The following is a 20,071-nucleotide window of genomic DNA, read 5'->3' on the forward strand; positions in this document are numbered from 1 at the left end:
AGGGGGTAGCATGAGATTATGGGATCACCCACTGTCTGCGAATGATCTCAGACAGTGTCTGCGTATTGCCACTGGAGCAACCCTTGGCTTCACCATCAGTAAACTGTTCGGTTGGGACAATGGCGTGTTCTTCACGGTTACACCAATGCTTCTGCTTGGTATGGTTCCGGTTATGAATGCTCACGCAGCTCGTCAGTTGGTTGCAGCCGCCGTGGTATGTGGATTAGAAATAGGCATTCTTGGCGGGCTATTTGGTGGTCATCCGGGCATGATGACACTGATCGCTTTTAGTCTGTTTTTGGTCAAGTTTGCCTGTATGTCAAAAGGCAGTTTATTTCTGTTTGGTGCAAACAGCATCATCAGTTTGAGTATCATGCTGCACTTTGCCAGTTACCCGACAACAGACATCAACAACCTCGTTTTTACTAACCTGCTGGCAAGTGTCATCTCCGTCGTCATCGCCTATTTAATGACATTCTTCATTCCAGATGTTGAACCGAGAGAGCCACTGCCAAAACCACTAGAAGCAAAGAAAGACCACCGCATGCGCCATGAAGCTATCATGGGAGCAACCATAGCGACGCTGTCTTTTATTGTATTTCAGGTATTTAACCTAAGTGACTCCTTGTCCGCTCAAGCCACGACCGTTTTGCTACTTTTCCCTATGAACTGGAATGGCGCAATGGGTTATGCCCGCAAACGTGCGATGGGGACATTGATGGGTGTCACCTTTGGATTACTTGGTCAAATCCTGCTGTATGACTGGTCAGATTTACTGTTATTTGTTGTGCCGATTCTTTGGATTGGTGCAATGATCTTCAGCTATATGCACGTGAAAGAGTCGAGCGGCTCGGGAGCCGGATTTGGTGGCTTGACGACGCTTGGCATCTTGTTCGGGCAATATCTGACTCCGGGCGGCGACTTGGTTTACAGTGCCCTCTACCGTGTTAGCAGCATTTTGTTTGCAATTGTCGTAACACTGCTGGTGACCTACTTTGTTCATCGCCTGCTCAACCGTTTTGAGTCGACACGATTCAGCCACGAGATGGCTTAGTGACATTCTTAAAAGCTGATACTGCTTGAATGATATTGATTGAAGAAAATTGTATCTGAGAGCAGTTATGCGGATGGTTGAGTTGTGCTAAGGTGCGCAAAAACAAATCCAAAGGATAAATCATCAGCCATGTCTCTACTCGCTCATAGCTTTACTGATAGTGGAGTTCTATACACTCCGCACACATTCTCTGTTCCACTTGATTACCAGCATCCTGATCAGCAAACCATTCAAGTGTTTGCTCGCTCAGTCACATCCGCGCGTGGTGATGATCAACACAAACCGTGGCTTGTTTATTTTCAGGGCGGCCCAGGCTTTCCTTCTCCGAGGGCGACGGCCACCAACGGCTGGATGAAACGAGCATTACAGCAATTTCGCATTCTTCTTCTGGATCAACGCGGTACAGGAAATAGCAGTGTCATCAACCATCAAACACTAGCTGGAATGACAGCTACACAACAAGCTCAGTACCTCAGCCATTTCCGAGCAGATAATATTGTTCGTGATGCAGAATATATTCGTAAACAATGGAATATAGATAAGTGGGCGATACTGGGGCAGAGCTTCGGCGGCTTTTGCTCATTAACCTATCTCTCACTTTTTCCAGACAGTTTACTGCGCTCATACATTACCGGTGGTGTGCCGTCGATTTCGCGCCATGCTGACGATGTTTATCGCGCGACTTATCAACGCACTCTGGACAAAAACGCGGCGTTCTTTACTCAATTTCCTACGGCGCAAGCGCTTTGCCAACGTATTGCCGATCACTTGTTAACCCATGAAATTCTACTGCCAACTGGTCAACGCTTTACCGTTGAGCAATTCCAGCAAATCGGCATCAACTTTGGTGTTAGTGACAGCTTCATTCCCACCTACTTCACATTGGAAAATGCCTTTATCACAGTAGAAGGAAAAGAGACGCTACGTTACGAATTTCTGCAAGCAATGATGATGGAGCAAAATTTCCAGACCAACCCTATTTATGCGATTTTGCATGAGTCTATTTACTGTCAGGGCTTTGCCTCTCTTTGGTCTGCTCATCGAGTCAGACAAGAGTTCCCTCAGTTCAACTATCAAACTGGGCAACCTTTCCTCTTTACTGGCGAAATGGTTTTTCCTTGGATGTTTGACAGCTACACCAACTTGAAGCCACTGAAACAAGCTGCTCAGTTACTGGCAGAAAAAGAAGATTGGTCGAACCTATACGATGCATCCGTGCTTGCTAACAACTCAGTGCCCGTGAGCTGCGCTGTGTATGCGGATGATATGTTTGTTGAGATGGATATTAGCCGCGAAACACTCAAGCTCATTCCAAACAGCAAAGCGTGGATCACCAATCAATATGAACACAATGGCCTGCGTGCGGATGGTGAGCATATATTGGATACATTAATAAAAATGGGTGAACATACTGCTGCCAACCTAAACCTCGCGCTTCTTTAGTCTCTATGCCGTCAAGCGGACTTCGGTTCGCTTGACTCTTTACCTGCCCATCCTCTAAAAATTGAATTTGACTCAAGCAGTTAAACAAAATATCTCGTCCGATTTAATAACCAAATAACAAGCTAACGGCCAGATTAATAACGCGGTACAACACAACGTATTGCATGAAACTCACAAAAAATGCATTTTATGCTTATAAAACACACAAAGTTGTTTCAAAACTCTAAATTAATGTTAATTTTTGGTAATTTGAACCACCAACACAGTGATCCTAGTCACACTCGCAAATTTCATACCCCTTTTTGATTTTTGATTTCACGTTTCGGCTGATACCCTGCCGCCCTCTTCGAAATGAATGTCGAAGTGCATAACTATAAGGAGTGTTCACCATGGATACCAAGAAGCCGTTATCCCTAACCAGCCGAGTGATCATCGGTATGGTTGCTGGTATTTTAACCGGATTCATTATTCGAGCCTTGTTTGAAGGCAATACATTCGTCGACGCCTACATCGTCAACGGACTGTTTGAAGTTGGTGGAAAAATCTTTATCGCCAGCTTAAAAATGCTTGTCGTTCCACTAGTGTTTGTATCACTGGTCTGTGGCACAAGCTCTCTAAAAGACATCACCACACTTGGTCGCATGGGTGGTAAAACGCTCGCGTTTTACATCATCACTACCGCAGTTGCGATTACACTTGCCCTGTTCATGGGTACGGTATTCCAGCCAGGTGCTGGAGCTGACCTGACTGCAGCAAGCACCTTTGCAGCAACTGAAGCACCGTCATTGGGTAAAGTGATCATTGATATGTTCCCAACCAACCCAATTAGCTCAATGGCTGAAGGTAAAACCCTTCAAATTATCGTATTTGCAGTATTGTTTGGTATTGCTATTAGTGCCGCCGGCGAAGCCGGTGAACGTGTGGCAGCCATGTTTAATGACCTAAATGAAGTGATCATGAAGCTGGTTGCTTTGCTGATGAACATCGCCCCTTACGGTGTGTTCTTCCTGATGGCTAAGCTGTTTACCGGCCTAGGTTTAGGTGCGATTGTAAACCTAGCTGAGTACTTCCTAGTACTTTCAGCGGCGCTGCTGATCCACGGACTCGTTACTTACAGTGTGATGCTGAAAAGTTTTTCAGGTTTAAGCCCGATTACCTTCCTGAAGAAAATGGAAGATGCAGTGATGTTTGCCTTCTCTACGGCATCATCTAACGCAACCATTCCGGTTACGATGGAAACAGCAAAATACCGACTCGGCGTTGATAACAAAGTGGCATCTTTCACGATTCCGCTTGGTGCAACGGTCAACATGGACGGTACGGCAATCATGCAAGGTGTCGCGACAGCGTTTATCGCTCAAGCGTTCAACATCGACCTGACTATGGGTGATTACCTAACCGTTATCCTGACTGCAACGCTGGCTTCTATTGGTACGGCGGGTGTTCCAGGTGTTGGTCTGGTTATGCTGGCAATGGTTCTGAACCAAGTTGGTCTACCACTGGAAGGTATTGCTCTGATCATGGGTGTTGACCGTCTGCTGGATATGATCCGTACTGCGGTAAACATCACAGGTGACTGTTGCGTTAGCTGTATCGTCGCGAAATCTGAAAACGCGTTAGACGTAGCAAGATTTAACGACCCACACGCTGGCGAAAAAGAAGAAGAAGTTCATCTTCATAAGTAAGCTGGTATGAATGGAAAAGCCCCAAGTTGCTTTAGCTCTTGGGGCTTTTTTATGTTGATAGGTTTGGATACCGATTACCTTTTTATACCAATAGGTCGGCAATAAACCCGTGTCGGCCTGCCCACTTTGCCATGTTCTAAAAACGCAGTGAGTTCGCCACGCTCAACCGCTTTATCAAGATAGCGCCGGGCAGTACTTTTACTGATGTTCATCATTTCCGCCACACTGCTGGCGGTTTGTTCCACATGGGCATGAGCAAACTGAGCAATAACCTGTTTCAGGGTAAATTCGTCCGTGCTGGTGTTTGTATCAGCCGTGGCTGGCGCTTGATAGAAAAGACTATCCAACTCACTCTGATGTAATTTATTGGCTTGTGATAAATGCTGGCGTACTTGAATAAATTTGTTCAGGCTCAGTGATAAACGCTGGTAGTCGACTGGTTTGACTAAGTAATCGAACGCACCATAGCGATGCGCTAAGTTAACCGTTTGAGCATCGTTAGCTGCGGTAATCAGAATACACTCTGGTTTATGGTCCAGTTTGAGCCACTCATAAACCAAATCGACACCTCGCCCATCAGGCAGATAGTTATCCACGATGACCAAATCTGGTTTGGCTATCGCCATCATTTCCCTTGCCATAGTAAATGAAACAGCGATTCCAACTAAATTCAATGACGGCTCTTTAGCGATAAAATGAGCATGTAATGCTGCGATCTCACTGTCATCTTCAACGATCATGACTTTCAGCATTAGGCCTCCTTATTCTTTGGGAAATACAACGTAAATGATGTCGCTTCAGCATCACTGTCCAATTCAATATGTCCGTGGGCGGCTTCTATGATCGACTGTGTCAAATAAAGCCCAATACCGTGTTCTCTTGAATCTGATTTAGTGGTGTAACCCAATGTAGTCAATTCATCCAGAGGTTGTGTAATCTCTTTGCCATTGTTTGTGACGGATAAGCCATACTCTAGCGATGACTGCCACATTTCTAACTCTATTCTGCCTTGTTTTTGCCCTTGCAGCGCGTCCATGCTGTTGTCCAGCAAGTTACCCACCACGGAGCAAAGCTGATCCTGAGTCAATGTATCCGGCATCTGCTGCCAATGTTCTTCTTTGGGTAACAATAACTCTATCTGGAGCTCTTTCGCTTTGATTAATTTGGCCAGCAACAAGGCGGAAAGCTGAGGAAATTGACCAAACGATTTGAGTTGATCGATCCCTTGTTGATCCGCTCTCGACTGGTTTAACACCACATTCAGAGCCTGCTCATACTGTCCAAGTTGCAATAGTCCGGCAAGAATAGAAAGCTTGTTCTGATACTCATGGCGAGTCACTCTTAAGCTCTCAATGTATTGTCCTACCTGACTGAGGGTTTCAGATAGCGCTTGCAACTCTTCTGACGCACGGAGACTAAATACCGCGCCTTGCTCGCCACTGCGAGACATAGGGATGGTTACTCGGGTCATAACGCAGTTTTGACCATTTATCCGCACCAATTTATCGAGAAAGTCTTCACCGGATAAGGAGAACAAGGCGCTGTCATCCACCCAGTCCTCAATGTTAGCCGTCAACATTTGTCGACGAATACCGAGCAGCTTCTTGGCAGAGTCATTGACAACATAGACTTGTCCATCACTATTCACTGCAAGCAAACCTTCGTGAGTCGCTTGCAATACTCCTTGTTGCGTCACCAGCGTCTGTTTTAACTCCCACGGCTCCATATGCTGCATATTCTGCTTCACGTAAGTGGAGAAACGCACCGCTAAACCAATAGAGACCACGATAATAAACAGCCCAAACATCAATAATCCTGCCAGACGTTTGCTGTTCCACATCTCTAGCGTATTCAGCAAGTAGCCGACTTTGATCATGCCGACGACCTGTTGATCAGCATTAAAAATGGGAGAAATATAGCGGACAGAAGGCCCTAATGAACCAGAAGCATAGGAAAGATATGACTTGCCAAGCTGCAGCGCATCATCGATATCGCCACCAGTAACAGGTAAGCCAACGCGTTCAGATACTGGATGAGCCAGTCGAATTCCCTGACGATTACTCACCGTAATAAAGTCCGCATCGCTGACAGAATCAAGCGCCTGAATAAGCGCGCTGACTTGTTGAGAATCGTCGTTTTCAACGGCTGCAATTAAACTCGGCATTTTAGCTAACTGCTGAGATTGAACCTGTGCTCGCAATGAAATTTGACGAGTAAGCACATCTTGCAACTGATAGGCACTGTATATCCACCAACCAGTCGCAACTAGCAACAACGCAGCACTTAACAACCAGAATAAATGCTTAGTAAATGTGTCCGAGATAAAGCGTACTGTCATTGTATTTTCCACTTAGACGCTGAAACAAATGCCAAGCGTGCGCATTAGCCAGAAATAAGAAACGTGAGCAATCTCACCGCAATGAAGTTAATGGTTTTAATGAATTTTAAACGTCTAATTTCAAACAGTTTACAAGGCAAACCAGAACCAACACCCAAGCTGGAAGTTAACCAAAAAACGAATGACTAGAAATTGATTTTACACAGTAAATGCCTCTGTTGAAGCGATATATATAACGAAAACTTAGGAGGTAATTATGATTTCTTCGGCCAACTCAAGATTGCTTTTACTAGCATTACTCGGCGTCATTCTATGGTTCTTTCCCGTACCAGATGGCTTAACAGATAACGCATGGCAAATGATGGTTATTTTCGTCGTAACCGTTCTTAGCCTGATACTCGCACCACTGCCCTTAGGCGCAATGGCTTTGATCGGACTGGTCGCTTGTACCGTTTTAGGTGTGCTGCCGATTAAAACCGCGCTCAGCGGGTTTGCAAACCCAACAATTTGGATGATTGCGGCAGCGTTCTTTATTTCTCGCGGCTTCATCAGTACAGGTTTTGGACGCCGTGTCGGTTACTGGTTTATCTCTAAACTGGGCCATAACTCGCTCGGTCTCGCTTACGGTTTAGTTCTAACTGACCTTCTTTTCGCACCAGCAACACCAAGCACCACAGCTCGCTGCGGCGGCATTATTTCTCCACTTTTCCGTTCTGTCGCATCTGCCTATGACTCCGATCCTGAAAAAGGAACCGAGAACAAAATTGGTGCCTTCCTTGTTCAGTGTATCTTCCAATGTAACGCCATCACCTGTGCTATGTTCCTGACTTCTATGGCAGGTAACCCACTCGCGGCAAACTTTGCTAAAGAACAAGGCGTTGAGATCACATGGGGCGGTTGGGCGTTAGCCGCTATCGTTCCAAGTGCGTTATGTCTGTTCTTGATTCCTCTAGTGATGTACTACGTATTCCCACCAGAACTTAAGAAAACACCAGAAATGCGCGCACTGGCAAAACAGCATCTTGCAGATATGGGCTCAATGAGTCGTGCGGAATGGATGGTCGGTTTTACTTTCCTAGGCATGGTTACTCTGTGGGTTCTTGGGCCTACTCTGGGATTACACGCGACTGTGACGGCTTTGCTAGGTTTAGTGTTCTTGCTTATCACACGCACTATCACCTGGGATGCGGTGCTCGGTGAAAAAGAAGCGTGGCATACCATTACTTGGTTTGCGGTGTTGGTAATGATGGCAGCACAGCTAAACAGCCTTGGTTTTATCAAATGGTTTGGCGACTACGTAAGCAGCTCTTTATCTGGCTTTGGTTGGGTAACGACGATTGCGATTCTGTTACTGGTTTATTACTACAGTCACTATTTGATGGCGAGTGCAATGGCACACATCAGTGCTATGTATTCTGCGTTCCTTGCAATAGCTATTTCAGCAGGCGCACCACCAATGCTGGCGGCTATTGTTCTGGGTATTTTCAGTAACCTTTACATGTCGACAACTCACTACTCTTCAGGCCCTGCTCCAATTCTATTCGGTGCGGGTTATCACTCACTGCAAAACTGGTGGAAGATTGGTTTCGTGTTCTCACTGATCGTTATCCCTATCTTCTTCTTCGTGGGCGGCGCATGGTGGAAAATTTTGGGAATGTGGTAAATCCAGATTGACGAGTTAAACTGACCGCTATTTTCAGCCCATCCACGGATGGGCTGTTTCATTGTCACGTCACTGAATTCCATCAATATTTGCCCGACTTCACACTCCGGTTATTAATTAAGCGTATCTATAAGCAGAATCTACTGAGTTCACATTCTAACCCTAAGATCCTTTCTACACTGAGGCATATCATTTCAACAACGCTGTAAGAAAGTGCGAGGATCCATAATGAAAAGAATGCGTTGCTTGCCCCATTGGCTATTTGCCCTTTTCACCCTTTTATTTTCTGCCTCAAGCATGGCTTCTGGTGGCGCGAATCATGGTTTAAATTTGACCCACTCCTATTTTGGCTATGCGGCTGTCATTATCTTCGTATTTGCTTATGTTCTCGTCACACTTGAAGAGTATTTGAAGCTCAGAAAATCTAAGCCTGTATTGCTTGCCGCGGGTCTGATTTGGGTGATGATTGGTTATGTCTATCAGCAACAAGGGGCAACTGAGATCGCTCGTGAAGCGCTCGAATACAATCTTTTGGAATACGCAGAGCTATTGCTGTTCCTTTTAGTCGCAATGACTTACATCAGTGCAATGGAAGAACGTCGGCTTTTTGATGCGTTGAAAGCTTGGATGGTCAGCAAAGGATTCAACTACCGAACACTATTCTGGATAACAGGCTTGCTGTCCTTTTTTATCTCCCCTATCGCCGATAACTTAACCACAGCCCTTCTTATGTGCGCCGTAGTTTTGAAAGTCGGTGGAAATCATCGCCAATTTGTCAATATCGCCTGTATTAACATTGTTGTCGCTGCAAACGCTGGCGGCGCATTCAGCCCTTTTGGCGATATCACCACATTAATGGTGTGGCAGGCGGGGCACGTCAATTTCTCTCAATTTTTAAATCTGTTTCTGCCTTCAATCGTCAATTACATGGTTCCAGCGTTAATCATGTCTTTCTTCGTCCCTAAAGAGACACCCGATACCGTCAATGAACATGTTGAGTTAAAACGAGGAGCGAGACGCATCATACTGTTGTTTGTTCTTACCATTGCCACAGCGGTCAGCTTCCACAGTTTGTTCCACTTCCCACCAGTAATGGGGATGATGATGGGCTTAGCTTACCTGCAGTTTTTCGGCTATTTCTTGCGTAAGACATTGGCAGGGTCTCTGGCGAAGAAAACCGCTAGAGCTCTCGCAAACAATGACGAAGCAGCACTCAAACGAATTGGTTCGGTAGTACCTTTTGACGTGTTTAGACGAATTTCACAAGCAGAATGGGATACGCTGTTGTTTTTCTACGGGGTCGTCATGTGTGTCGGCGGACTGAGTCTATTAGGCTATCTCACCATGATTTCAGAAGTGATTTACACTCAGTGGGACCCTATGTGGGCCAACATAACTGTGGGTGTTCTCTCTTCCATCATAGATAACATCCCTGTGATGTTCGCGGTGCTTTCAATGGAGCCTTATATGTCTCTGGGGAACTGGTTATTAGTGACGTTAACCGCCGGTGTCGGCGGTAGCCTGCTGTCGATCGGCTCTGCTGCTGGCGTGGCTCTGATGGGAGCCGCCCATGGTCAATATACCTTCTTTGGTCATTTGAAATGGGCACCTGTCATCATCTTAGGTTATGCCGCGAGTATTACTTTGCATCTTATGCTTAATCATTCGCTGTTTAATATTTTCTTCTAAACGAATGAAAGAACTTCGCTGTGGCAGTTAGAACACTGTGTTACTTAGATCGTTCTAGCTGCAACAGTTTTTCTTTGGTTTCAACGCCACCTGCATAGCCCGTTAGTTTACCATTTTTACCAATCACTCTATGGCACGGAACGATGACAGAAATAGGATTTTTGCCATTGGCTAAACCGACTGCCCGAACCGCTTTAGGATTACCGATTTCATCCGCGAGTTGCTGATAACTCCAAGTCTCTCCGTAAGGAATTTTGCATAGTGCTTGCCAAACCGATTGCTGAAAATCGGTGCCTTTTGCTGCCAGTGGTAAATCAAACTGAGTGCGGCGTCCTGAAAAGTATTCTTCCAGCTGGCTCTTAGCTTGATTCAAAATAGCATGATCATCGCTGTATGCCCCTAGCTCCTGCGGTTGTGTGGTCTGTATTTCAAACCAAGCGCCAAGCAAGCCTGTGTCATTGGCTTGTATCGTCATCTGTCCATGTGGGCTTTGATAATAGGTGTAGTAGTTCATGTTATTGGTTCCAACAGTGAAAAGTTGCGTAGCTTCCCCAAGGCGCTACTTGTTGTTTGTTCAGTTGCGGGTATCCAGCGAGCGCCTTCTTAACCACTAAGTCAGTGTCGAGAAAGCAATTGCTGTCCGATAATCCTCGTAGACGTGCATAACTGACTGTCCATGGGCCAATGCCTTTTAATTTCAGCCAATCCTCAACATCTTCATCGAAATGGTCTTGCATGTATTGAGCAAAACGACTCAAGGTATCTTTGCGGCTTTGAGGCATTCGTAAGAATGAGAGATCCGCATTGGCTACCTGTTCAGGTGAGGGAAAGGCAGCACTCTCATTCGGTTGTTTCAAGTGCTCAACCAGCAAGTTAAGCTGTCCAATCGCAGCTTTAATCGAAACCTGCTGACCTAATATCGCCCTGACACCCGCTTCCCACGCATTCCATACTCCCGGAATGCGAATGCCAGAAGTTTTGATCAAACCCGGCGCAGCATTCTCGAGTTGTTTTTCAACCGCGACAATATCAACATCCAAATCAAACAGACGTCTGAGTTTAACCACCAACTGCCGTAGATCAGCCATAGATTCCAGTTCAAACTCAACATCTAAATGAGTATCAGAGTTTTTTGTCGCTTTAAACCAGCCTTTCCCTTGCCCTAACGTCACGTGCCGAGCGTAGCTGTTGTCATCAACCATTTCGAGCCCCTGAATCGCTCTCAAACGATAAAATGAAAGCATATGTGACCAGTCAAAAGGTCCTCTAAAAGCAAGTGAGAGCTGATTTTTGGCCGTAACTGAGGCGTGCTCCTTACGAACCTGAGAAGGTGTAAGCTGCAACACTTTAGTGAAAGCGTCATTAAACCGCCGAGTACTGTTGAATCCACAAGCAAAGCCGATATCGGTTATCGACATTTTGCTGTTGTGCAACAATTGCTTAGCAAACATAAGTTGATGGTATTGCGCATACTGTTTAGGTGACATTCCAAGATGCGTTTGAAATAGCTGACGCAGATAACGATCGGATATCCCTAGCCGGTCTGCCAGTTCACTCAATCTATGACTTTGCAGCTCACCACTGTCAATCATGGACAGGGCGCGAATGAAAGTCGTCTCAACACCTTTCCATGCCCAAGAGCTGGGTGCGCTATCAGGACGGCAACGTAAACAAGGTCGATATCCGGCTTGAAGCGCTTGGGCTTGGTTTAGAAAATACTCTACGTTCTCTTCTTTCGGTAAGTTAGCCGGACAGATCGGTCGACAAAATATGCCTGTCGTTTTTACCGCTACATAAAACTGACCGTCAAAACGCGCGTCTCGGCTTAGTCGCGCTTTTTGGCACTGTTCATGAGTCAGAGTGGCTTCCGCTTCTATCGACATGGTCTATCCTTAATCTTGAAATCAACGTTAGTTTACGATGCTCTCAACATAACACTAGCCATTTTCGGAACTGAATGCCCAACAACCTTCCATTCACGCCTATCGAGTCATTGACGCCCAACGAGACTTAAAGTTCATTCGAATTTTTCAAACAACAATGTCAATCTATACCGATTATCAAATACACCACCGCCAACTAGACTTATTCCAACCGTTACAGACAACATCAGAACTTATTCGAAAGTTTTGAACTTTAAGGAAACTAAATATGTTAGTTTTTAAAAAACTCCTAGCATCAAGTGCAGGATTTGCTCCACTCGCTTTGCGTCTTCCTATTAGTATCATTTTTATGGCGCACGGCTCACAGAAACTTTTCGGTTGGTTTGGTGGCTACGGTCTTCAGGGTACGGGTCAATGGATGGCATCAATTGGTCTAGAACCGGGCGTACTAATGGCATTTCTTGCGGGCAGTGGTGAATTCTTCGGTGGTCTATTCATCCTAATCGGCTTATTAACTCGCCCAGCTGCAGCGGTTCTTGCTTTCACTATGGTTGTAGCAATCCTAAGCACACACATTAGTCATGGTTTGTTCCTTTCAAACGGTGGCTACGAGTTTGGCTTAGCACTACTGGCGGCATCCGTTTCTCTGGTTATCTCAGGTGCCGGTAAATTGAGTGTAGACAGTCTGTTAACTAAGTCATAGAAGTAATTCGACTGACCTGAAGACAGCAAAAAGGCGAGCAGTATAATGCTCGCCTTTTTATTTACTCGCTTGTTTTATGTGCCCACTAGGCCAAAACTGAGTTACAAGCTCGCTTCACCTGCACGCTGAATACTATAGGCGGTAAGAGGATCGATCTTCTTCACCAATTCTTCAACATGACCGATTGCTTCTATAGTAGAGCTATTTTTACGATAACTGAGGTAAACAGGTCGATGCCATTCTTCAACATTAGGTATCAAATAGAGCTCTCCAGAAGCGATAAATGGCTCCACGATCGACGTTGGAAGGTAAGCACTACCTCCTTTCTCCAAAATGAAATCTAAAGCGATACGTGCCGTTGATGTGCGTAAAAACGGAGCTGGTGCCTTAGGGTGCCTGTCTGCATGCTCTGCCGCGAATCGTGAGCCCCAGTCAACGTAAACATAGCGATTCTGAAATACCGACTCTAATGTGTCGCTTTGTGTCGAAACCAGTACTAAAACGAGATCAGCAACTTTCTTGCAGTTCAGCTCTTCCGCTTTAATCGGATCAAACGCAAAAGCCATGTCTAGTGTACGCTCTAGCAACTGTCGGCTTAACTGCTCGCGCCCCATCACTTCAGCCATAAAGGCATATCCGCTAAATGCATCGGTTACGACACTCAAGCAGTTTTGTAAATACGCATCCCATATGTTCGGTGTACCGCCAATCGTCAGTTGCAACGCTTGACCATTTTCTAAAGAGAGTTCAAATTTAGCCTGCTGCAAGGTCGTTACCATAACCTCTGCGTAACTGACCAAACGTTCCCCCGCAGACGTCAACTTTATGTTGTTACGATCACGAGTGAAAAGTTGTGTATCAAAATAGCTTTCTAATTGTTTTATTCGTGCACTTACAGCTGCTTGAGTTAAATATAGGTTTTCAGCAGCACGGCCAAAATGGCGAACTTGCGCCAACTCAAGAAAAGTACGAAAGACTTTTACGTCCATATAGAATCCTCTGAATTTACAGTCGAAGATTAACAAGGAAGTACAATTATGACGATAAAAAATTTTTGTTTTTCTTTTATATAATTTGCGCCTAACTTTCGCGGTGAACCAAAGCTACATAGTAGCAGCTCATATTTACACGAGGTTGATATGTTTGAGACTGCATTTCGTTTAGGAAAAAAACGTTTTTACGACACAAAAAAATTCCCACGCGGATTCGCGAAATCCGGTGATTTCACTCTTGCAGAAGAGGATATTTTAACACTTTACGGTGAAACTTTATCTGGCTTGGAAGCTGGTACTCTGCAACCTGAAAACGCGGAAGAACAACAATTTCTAAAAGTGTTGGATAATCCAGAATTAGCAGCAAGCAAAATCGAAAAAGCATGGTTGAAATACGTGCGTTTGGCTCGCGGTCGGAAACGCTTCCATACATTGAATGGTCGCAACAAACTTGACGCTTCATCAGATGATTACACAGACACTGATGACGAGCCTAGCTTAACCGAAGAAGGTTAATAGAAAGCTTCAGCACATTTTCGTGCTGAAGCTTTCGAAATGAACGCAATTTCAACACCTTAGGTAGTCGGTCATTGCGCTAGATTCAAAATTCTCAATGTTGTGCTTTCAACTTTGATCTGGTTTGAAGCTCAGAAAGCCATCCCCCTTAATTCGTTAGATTCAATCACAACACTGAACTCCACGCTCCTTCTGCTCCAATCAACAATTTTCCTTTGCCTATTTGGCTAACATCGCGACTTTTTTTAAAAAGGTTTCTTTCAAATGTTCTTGGTCATACTCAAGATGATAAGTGTTGTGGAATCCGACTTTGAGCTCCACCCCATTGCCACGTAAATAAATACTGTATCCATCGTAGTCAGAAAAAGCCTCTACCCCCTCATAGATCTTGCCATGCTCGGTTGGCGTACCGTGTTCTATAATTGCCTCATACGCATGAAGTATTTTGGTTGGATCAAGTTCGTTTTTCATAGGTTTACTCCTTAATCTTTCCTTGCAGATTAATTATGGGTAACGAACTTTCTCTTCGCCAACTTGCGATGAGTTATGAATCAAAATTTTACTTAATTTTAAAGGTGAATTTTGTTGTGTAAATGCCTTAGTCACAGCCAAATCGCACTGAGAAATTCGCTTACAAATAGACAAATATTGACTTTTAAAGGGCTAAAATCGGGTCATAGAATGAAAGTTTGATATAAAACAATGGCAGATACGAAAAACTTATTTTATAATGCAAATTAATAAAACAACCCAAGGTGTTTAAAGCTGTGTTGTGATTGAATGGCAACGTTCGCAGACAACCAAAAGTCACTTTAGGCATTGAGGGGGAGAAGACAATTACCAATATTAAGGGCGAAACATGAGACTTATCCCACTGAACAACAAAGCACAAGTCGGCAAATGGGCAGCGGCGCACATTGTTAAGCGTATCAATGCATTCAAACCAACTGCAGAACGTCCGTTTGTTCTAGGTCTACCAACTGGTAGCACTCCTCTTGAAACTTACAAAGCCCTAATCGAGCTTTATAACGCAGGTGAAGTGAGCTTCAAGCATGTTGTAACTTTCAACATGGACGAGTATGTCGGTCTGCCAGCGGATCACCCTGAATCTTACCGTACATTCATGTACACCAATTTCTTTAACCACGTTGATATCCAAGAGCAAAACATTAACTTGCTCGACGGTACGTCTGATGATCACGACGCGGTATGTAAGCGTTACGAAGAGAAGATCAAGTCTTACGGCAAAATTAACCTATTCATGGGTGGCGTAGGTAATGACGGTCACATCGCATTTAACGAACCAGCATCTTCACTATCTTCACGTACACGCATCAAAACACTGACTGAAGATACTCGTATTGCAAACTCTCGCTTCTTTGGTGGTGATGTAAACCAAGTGCCAAAATACGCACTGACTATCGGTGTGGGTACTCTACTGGACGCAGAAGAACTGCTTATCCTAGCGATGGGCCACAACAAAGCATTAGCCGTTGAGGCGGCAGTTGAAGGTTGTGTAAACCACCTATGGACAGTAAGTGCTCTGCAACTTCATGCAAAAGCAATCATCGTATGTGATGATCATGCGACACAAGAATTGAAAGTGAAAACAGTTCGTTACTTTAACGAACTAGAAGCAGAGAACATCAAAGGCTTCTAAGTTTCACACCGTAGTCATTGATAAATGAGTACAGAAAAGGCCCAGAGAACAAGTCTCTGGGCCTTTCATTTTATTAAAAGCGGGGGGCACTGGTTAAGAATGCTTATCCATCGTGGTATTGGTGAAGTCCGGTTTTTTAGGTTGCTCTTGAACTTTAGGCTCTTCGCTTTGTTCTATACCTTGTGGCAACTCGAGTTCCAATTCATCGAACTCATCCATCACCTCTAGTTCTTCCAATAGTGTCTCACTCGCATTCTCAGCGATCTCACTGTCATCTAATACTTCACCTTTCACAGGTACTGGAATTTGACGTTTATACAGCTTGTTTAAAGCACGAATAATAGAGTGCTTGTTGACTTTCCCCGTTGCGATTTTTTTCTGCAATGGTCTTGCTAAGGCTTGCAACCCAACAACAGAGTTAACCCCCATATTGCTACCCACTTTATCGCGTAACGCTCTCGCTGGCTCATAACCAAAGTGGGCAGACAAATACAACCAGATGTAGGCGATAGAATTACCGTTAGCACCTCGGTCTATCCACGCCTCTCCCGCGTGGTACATTGATTCTGCATGACCTTTTTCCGAAGCTCGCTCTAACCAATAACAAGCCTTTTCATGGTTGGCTGGAACCCCTACACCTTTGAGGTAATTGAGCCCCAGTTTCATCATTCCCTCTAGGCTATTCCTTTTTGCTGCTTTCGAGTACCAGTATGTTGAATCACCTGGTGATGGAGTAATGTTGTCTTTAGAAACACACCAGTCACCCATAAAGATGATGGCTTCTATATGCTTTCTTTCCGCTGCTTCCTGAACCATTCCCAAGCCTTTAACGACGTCAACTTCAATCCCGCGCCCAGAGATAAACGCGCAACCAGTCTCATACTTGGCTTGTAAATCGCCATCTAAGCCATCGATGTAAAGCTGCCAAAAGCGGCTTTTTTCTCGCAAAATCATGTCGTCACGCATTCTATTGCAGATACGAACAACGCCATGCATACCATTAATATTGTCGAACTGAGCGGCTTTTTCGTACCAAAACAGCGCTTCTCTCAGGTTCTTTCTTTCCGCTTCTTTTGCTAAATACAATATTGTTGGAATATGACCAGATTCCGCCTGAAACAAACGTTCTTTGCGTTCTTCTTCTCGCGTACGCTCAAGCGCCTTGCGATAGGATTCTTCTCGCTCTCTCTTTTCTTCTTCCAGCCTTTTCCTTCGTACCGAAAGAGAAATCATCCAAATAAAAATCAGGATGAAAGACAGGCCTAATGCGCCGATGGCCATACCAATAATATTCATATGTTCTCTGTTTTATTTATCCTATTGGATTCTATACACCCTATTTCGGCAGAATCGCAACTAATTGAAGCATTTTAATCACATTCGCACACCAAAGGTCATTCCAATGAACAAACTTGGCGGTGTGAAACAACTAATGAACGAATTATTACATTTGCAGTGAATAAAATATCTAACCAGATAAGAAAAGGCGGATAGCCGAAAACATCAGCGAATCGTTCCTGAACTAACATCACACTAACATCCCTCCTAATTGCCTGATTGGATAGGATAAAAAAACCGCAGTGACTGCACTACGGTTCCTAACGATGAATCAATTCAATTAGCTGCGTCTATTTGCGCCCTACGCCCATGATGACAGGTTTCACTCCCTGAGGCGTATTCAATTCAAAAGCAATACCTGTTGTGACTTCAGAGAATCCGGCATTTGACAAAGCGTTTTCAATATCTGATTGGCTTAAACCATATTCTGGGTCTGAATCATCAACCAGCCAATCCCAGTGCACAAATAACCCATCTTTATCAAGTAGCGAGTGGATGATCACAGCAACTTCTTGAAAATCAGAAACAAACCCACAGACAGAAGAAGCAGCGACCAAATCAAATTGTTTGCGAAACGCAGGATGTTGAGCAACCAAACCACGGGTCAAATGATCAACAACAGGCTCCACATTTTTTAATTCTTTTTTATCAAGCTCTTCAATCATGGCTTCAGAGCCATCTAATGCAACAATGTCTTTTGCCAATGGAGAAATCAGTTGAGTCAGCAAACCTGTCCCACAACCGAAATCCAGCACGTGCTTCCCTTCTACGTTTATTAATTTTTGAAGTTGTTCGAATACGTTTTGCGCAAAAACGGTTGTCGTTTCGTCTTTTTCCCAGTCAGGTGCGTATTCGTCCCAATCGTGTGCCATCATGGCCTCCGTATTACTTCGTGTCTTCGGCATTTACGTCAAGATTAAACCAAAATTAGGTTCAGTTCCTAGCGTTAGCGTGCAATCTTATTGAAGAAATTGACATTCTTCCGCAAATCTTAATTCGGCTGACCACTTTTGCCTCAATAATGTAGAAAGTAACAAATCTATCTGACAGCCAAATCTAAGCAGCCGTTGATAGGCAGAGGTAATTTTTTTGTATATGATTCCTTAACTTTCATTCGCTTGAGCACTTTATGAACCTGTCGCAACTCGAAGCTTTTTGTACCATCGCTGATACTGGCTCTGTCTCAGAAGCCGCGCGACAGCTGGAGTGCAACCGAACCAAGTTAAGCATGTCAATTAAAGCGCTGGAAAAGGAACTCGGGGTTGAATTGTTTCAACGCTCAGGTAACAACGTAACGCTTTCTGAAGCTGGTAAAGCAATTTATAAAGACTGCGAAAGTGTTTTGATCACCGCAACGCGAATTCGTCGTACCTGCTCTCAGGTTTCCAGTGAATTTGCCGCCGAAATGTGGATTGCCCGTGATGACTCTCTGCCAGACTCACTATGGCAAGATCTTGCGCACAAACTGAACAATTTGTTTCCCAACACTTCATTTAACTTGTTTTTGGCTTCCAGTGGCGACTTAGCCAACATGGTAGCAACCCAACAAGTAGATTTTGCCTTCGGGGTTGATTACGAGCGACTGGATGACCCAAGAATTACATACCAGCCACTGGGTAAGATACGCATGATGTCTGTATGCAAATCTACACACCCACTTGCCAAACTCAAGCGTGTGGCTGACGAAGAGCTACGTAAGTCAATGCAGGCGGTAATGGTATATCTGAATGAAAAAGATAACCCTAGCCTTGAACCTTTCTCCCGTCGTTATATCGGCTTTTCCAGCTTTGAATACATTCTTAATACTATCTTGACTGAAAACGCTTGGGGCGTATTGCCAGAGCCGTTAATTCGTCATTATCTTCGTGAACAACACCTTTCCGTGATTAAACATACGTATGGTTTGACCCAAGAAGACTATTGTATGTTCAGCACCTCAGGAACCGCAGAAAACCCAGCTATGGTCTGGTTGGCCGATAAGATCAGTGATTATTTGTTTGATTTTTAATCTCCAGACAACTAAACCAGTCAGCGTCAAAATTATTGACACAAAAAATATGACCTAACCCATTGTTAAGTATAAACAAAGTCAAAACAGCTCAATCTTTACCCAACAAAAAAACCAAATAGACATTGTCAAAGCCTATTTAAAAGCCAAAATATCAGCAGATTTTCAACTGGTATTCCCCCCTATGTGTGCTAAAACAAACATCAACGAGAAACGTATCCTGACGCTTTCAGCCCTTATTTCTTCGGGCTTTGCTATGGGTGGTTTAGTTGTTGGCTTATTGGTTAGTTCACTCGTTATTTTGTTTGACGGTATGTACTCACTCGTCAGCTTACTGTTAACTATTTTGTCGCTAATTGCTTCTCGATATATCCAGAAGCCGTCCGATGAAGCATTCCAGTTTGGTCGCGCAGCTCTTGAGCCTGCGGTAATTGCAGTTAAAGGGGCGGTCATTTTAATCGTCGTGTGTTCTTCGTTATATAGTGCAGTTGTTGCTATGTTTACTGGTGGTCGTGAGGTTGACGTTTCGATTGCAACGCTATTCGGTATTGTTAACGTGATTGGCTGCGGTGTTGCATGGTTGTACATGAATAAGCTACACAAACGCTCTGCATCTGACTTAATCGATGCTGAAGTTAAACAATGGAAAATGGATACCCTGCTAAGTGTGGCGGTAACGGTTGGTTTCATCTTAGCTTGGTTACTGACACTATCACCATTGGCTGAATACGCGGTCTATACCGACCCAGTGATGATGCTGGCCATGTCGTTCTACTTCTTAAAAGTACCGTTCGAAATGTTGAAGTCTTCACTACGTGAAATTTTCATGATGGCACCAAGTGAAGAGATTTGTAACAAAGTAGACCAAGGCGTTCTTGCGGCTGGTGAAGAGTCGGATCAACTGGTAGAACTTTCGGCCGTAACCAAAATTGGCCGTGAGTTGTGGGTTGATGTAGACATCAAATCTGAAGACGACGTGATTGCTGTAGAAGATATTGAGCATACACGACGTACACTGCATAAGAAACTGTCAAAGCTGCCGTTTAATCTTCAGCTCAGCGTAAATATCGCCAGCTAATTTGGACATAAAAAAAGAACC

General features: G+C 44.4%; 18 protein-coding genes. 10 read left to right on the forward strand and 8 right to left on the reverse strand.

What is annotated here, in order from left to right; translation table 11 throughout:
- The first annotated feature begins 10 nt into the window (after positions 1 to 10).
- From HUO09_RS06390 to HUO09_RS06400, 3 genes are all read left to right on the forward strand, one after another.
- Positions 11 to 1,054, forward strand: coding sequence for a DUF2955 domain-containing protein (locus tag HUO09_RS06390; RefSeq protein ID WP_188233394.1), 1,044 nt, complete (start codon positions 11 to 13; stop codon positions 1,052 to 1,054).
- 129 nt (positions 1,055 to 1,183) lie between these two features.
- The gene (locus HUO09_RS06395; protein WP_188233395.1) at positions 1,184 to 2,497 is read left to right on the forward strand and encodes an alpha/beta fold hydrolase; all 1,314 of its coding nucleotides are present in this window, start codon (positions 1,184 to 1,186) and stop codon (positions 2,495 to 2,497) included.
- Positions 2,498 to 2,886: 389 nt separating this feature from the next.
- Entirely contained in the window at positions 2,887 to 4,182 is a 1,296-nt protein-coding gene (locus HUO09_RS06400) for a dicarboxylate/amino acid:cation symporter (RefSeq protein WP_167411809.1), read from the forward strand.
- A 74-nt stretch (positions 4,183 to 4,256) separates the two neighbouring features.
- Here HUO09_RS06400 and HUO09_RS06405 read toward each other — a convergent pair whose 3' ends face one another.
- Together HUO09_RS06405 and HUO09_RS06410 are read right to left on the reverse strand one after the other, a co-directional pair.
- Positions 4,257 to 4,934 carry a response regulator gene (locus HUO09_RS06405; protein WP_188233396.1) on the reverse strand — a complete coding sequence of 226 codons (678 nt, stop codon included), beginning with the start codon at positions 4,932 to 4,934 and terminating at the stop codon, positions 4,257 to 4,259.
- A complete protein-coding gene (locus HUO09_RS06410; protein WP_188233397.1) occupies positions 4,934 to 6,520 on the reverse strand; it encodes a sensor histidine kinase in 1,587 nt (528 codons plus the stop codon). Before HUO09_RS06410 ends, HUO09_RS06405 begins: the two co-directional genes overlap by 1 nt.
- Positions 6,521 to 6,776: 256 nt before the next feature.
- On the opposite strand from HUO09_RS06410, the gene HUO09_RS06415 reads away from it, so the two are divergent.
- Both HUO09_RS06415 and nhaD read left to right on the forward strand, forming a co-directional pair.
- Positions 6,777 to 8,183: an anion permease gene (locus HUO09_RS06415; RefSeq protein ID WP_188233398.1), complete on the forward strand. Its 1,407-nt coding sequence runs from the start codon at positions 6,777 to 6,779 to the stop codon at positions 8,181 to 8,183.
- 237 nt (positions 8,184 to 8,420) lie between these two features.
- Entirely contained in the window at positions 8,421 to 9,872 is a 1,452-nt protein-coding gene (nhaD, locus tag HUO09_RS06420) for a sodium:proton antiporter NhaD (protein ID WP_167411821.1), read from the forward strand.
- A 40-nt stretch (positions 9,873 to 9,912) separates the two neighbouring features.
- Here the strand turns inward: nhaD and HUO09_RS06425 are convergent, their stop codons facing one another.
- Both HUO09_RS06425 and HUO09_RS06430 read right to left on the reverse strand, forming a co-directional pair.
- Positions 9,913 to 10,386 carry a methylated-DNA--[protein]-cysteine S-methyltransferase gene (locus tag HUO09_RS06425; protein WP_188233399.1) on the reverse strand — a complete coding sequence of 158 codons (474 nt, stop codon included), beginning with the start codon at positions 10,384 to 10,386 and terminating at the stop codon, positions 9,913 to 9,915.
- 1 nt (position 10,387) lies between these two features.
- On the reverse strand, positions 10,388 to 11,755 hold the full coding sequence (locus HUO09_RS06430; RefSeq protein WP_188233400.1) for a DNA-3-methyladenine glycosylase 2 family protein: 1,368 nt from the start codon (positions 11,753 to 11,755) through the stop codon (positions 10,388 to 10,390).
- Positions 11,756 to 12,023: 268 nt separating this feature from the next.
- Between HUO09_RS06430 and HUO09_RS06435 the strand changes: the two genes are divergently transcribed.
- Positions 12,024 to 12,458 (forward strand): DoxX family protein, encoded by a 435-nt coding sequence (locus HUO09_RS06435; protein WP_188233401.1) that lies wholly within the window; start codon positions 12,024 to 12,026, stop codon positions 12,456 to 12,458.
- Positions 12,459 to 12,559: 101 nt separating this feature from the next.
- On the opposite strand, the gene HUO09_RS06440 is transcribed toward HUO09_RS06435, so the two are convergent.
- Complete coding sequence (locus tag HUO09_RS06440; RefSeq protein WP_167411815.1) at positions 12,560 to 13,447, reverse strand: LysR family transcriptional regulator; 888 nt, start codon at positions 13,445 to 13,447, stop codon at positions 12,560 to 12,562.
- Positions 13,448 to 13,597: 150 nt separating this feature from the next.
- On the opposite strand from HUO09_RS06440, the gene maoP reads away from it, so the two are divergent.
- Positions 13,598 to 13,966, forward strand: coding sequence for a DUF413 domain-containing protein (gene maoP / locus HUO09_RS06445; RefSeq protein ID WP_042479670.1), 369 nt, complete (start codon positions 13,598 to 13,600; stop codon positions 13,964 to 13,966).
- Positions 13,967 to 14,185: 219 nt separating this feature from the next.
- Here maoP and HUO09_RS06450 read toward each other — a convergent pair whose 3' ends face one another.
- Positions 14,186 to 14,437: a DUF3081 domain-containing protein gene (locus HUO09_RS06450; RefSeq protein ID WP_102939789.1), complete on the reverse strand. Its 252-nt coding sequence runs from the start codon at positions 14,435 to 14,437 to the stop codon at positions 14,186 to 14,188.
- A 388-nt stretch (positions 14,438 to 14,825) separates the two neighbouring features.
- On the opposite strand from HUO09_RS06450, the gene nagB reads away from it, so the two are divergent.
- Positions 14,826 to 15,626 (forward strand): glucosamine-6-phosphate deaminase, encoded by an 801-nt coding sequence (gene nagB, locus HUO09_RS06455; RefSeq protein WP_167410687.1) that lies wholly within the window; start codon positions 14,826 to 14,828, stop codon positions 15,624 to 15,626.
- 93 nt (positions 15,627 to 15,719) lie between these two features.
- Here nagB and HUO09_RS06460 read toward each other — a convergent pair whose 3' ends face one another.
- Positions 15,720 to 16,922: a tetratricopeptide repeat protein gene (locus HUO09_RS06460; RefSeq protein ID WP_188233402.1), complete on the reverse strand. Its 1,203-nt coding sequence runs from the start codon at positions 16,920 to 16,922 to the stop codon at positions 15,720 to 15,722.
- Between the two features lie 332 nt (positions 16,923 to 17,254).
- Entirely contained in the window at positions 17,255 to 17,836 is a 582-nt protein-coding gene (locus HUO09_RS06465; protein ID WP_188233403.1) for a class I SAM-dependent methyltransferase, read from the reverse strand.
- 257 nt (positions 17,837 to 18,093) lie between these two features.
- Here HUO09_RS06465 and HUO09_RS06470 point away from each other — a divergent pair, with 257 nt between their 5' ends.
- Both HUO09_RS06470 and HUO09_RS06475 read left to right on the forward strand, forming a co-directional pair.
- Positions 18,094 to 18,972, forward strand: a complete 879-nt coding sequence (locus tag HUO09_RS06470; protein ID WP_167410690.1) for a LysR family transcriptional regulator — start codon at positions 18,094 to 18,096, stop codon at positions 18,970 to 18,972.
- 184 nt (positions 18,973 to 19,156) lie between these two features.
- Complete coding sequence (locus HUO09_RS06475; RefSeq protein WP_188233404.1) at positions 19,157 to 20,050, forward strand: cation diffusion facilitator family transporter; 894 nt, start codon at positions 19,157 to 19,159, stop codon at positions 20,048 to 20,050.
- Positions 20,051 to 20,071 lie beyond the last annotated feature (21 nt).

The organism is Vibrio sp. Y2-5, from assembly GCF_014596725.1.
In the GTDB taxonomy this organism is placed as follows: Bacteria; Pseudomonadota; Gammaproteobacteria; order Enterobacterales; family Vibrionaceae; genus Vibrio.

Coding starts and splice junctions, on each gene's coding strand:
- HUO09_RS06405 (WP_188233396.1), bottom strand. CDS start 4,934: ATGCTGAAAGTCATGATCGTTGAAGATGACAGTGAGATCGCAGCATTA.
- nhaD (WP_167411821.1), top strand. CDS start 8,421: ATGCGTTGCTTGCCCCATTGGCTATTTGCCCTTTTCACCCTTTTATTT.
- HUO09_RS06415 (WP_188233398.1), top strand. CDS start 6,777: ATGATTTCTTCGGCCAACTCAAGATTGCTTTTACTAGCATTACTCGGC.
- HUO09_RS06395 (WP_188233395.1), top strand. CDS start 1,184: ATGTCTCTACTCGCTCATAGCTTTACTGATAGTGGAGTTCTATACACT.
- HUO09_RS06410 (WP_188233397.1), bottom strand. CDS start 6,520: ATGACAGTACGCTTTATCTCGGACACATTTACTAAGCATTTATTCTGG.
- HUO09_RS06425 (WP_188233399.1), bottom strand. CDS start 10,386: ATGAACTACTACACCTATTATCAAAGCCCACATGGACAGATGACGATA.
- HUO09_RS06440 (WP_167411815.1), bottom strand. CDS start 13,447: ATGGACGTAAAAGTCTTTCGTACTTTTCTTGAGTTGGCGCAAGTTCGC.
- HUO09_RS06400 (WP_167411809.1), top strand. CDS start 2,887: ATGGATACCAAGAAGCCGTTATCCCTAACCAGCCGAGTGATCATCGGT.
- HUO09_RS06465 (WP_188233403.1), bottom strand. CDS start 17,836: ATGGCACACGATTGGGACGAATACGCACCTGACTGGGAAAAAGACGAA.
- HUO09_RS06470 (WP_167410690.1), top strand. CDS start 18,094: ATGAACCTGTCGCAACTCGAAGCTTTTTGTACCATCGCTGATACTGGC.
- HUO09_RS06475 (WP_188233404.1), top strand. CDS start 19,157: ATGTGTGCTAAAACAAACATCAACGAGAAACGTATCCTGACGCTTTCA.
- HUO09_RS06390 (WP_188233394.1), top strand. CDS start 11: ATGAGATTATGGGATCACCCACTGTCTGCGAATGATCTCAGACAGTGT.
- HUO09_RS06430 (WP_188233400.1), bottom strand. CDS start 11,755: ATGTCGATAGAAGCGGAAGCCACTCTGACTCATGAACAGTGCCAAAAA.
- HUO09_RS06460 (WP_188233402.1), bottom strand. CDS start 16,922: ATGAATATTATTGGTATGGCCATCGGCGCATTAGGCCTGTCTTTCATC.
- HUO09_RS06435 (WP_188233401.1), top strand. CDS start 12,024: ATGTTAGTTTTTAAAAAACTCCTAGCATCAAGTGCAGGATTTGCTCCA.
- maoP (WP_042479670.1), top strand. CDS start 13,598: ATGTTTGAGACTGCATTTCGTTTAGGAAAAAAACGTTTTTACGACACA.
- nagB (WP_167410687.1), top strand. CDS start 14,826: ATGAGACTTATCCCACTGAACAACAAAGCACAAGTCGGCAAATGGGCA.
- HUO09_RS06450 (WP_102939789.1), bottom strand. CDS start 14,437: ATGAAAAACGAACTTGATCCAACCAAAATACTTCATGCGTATGAGGCA.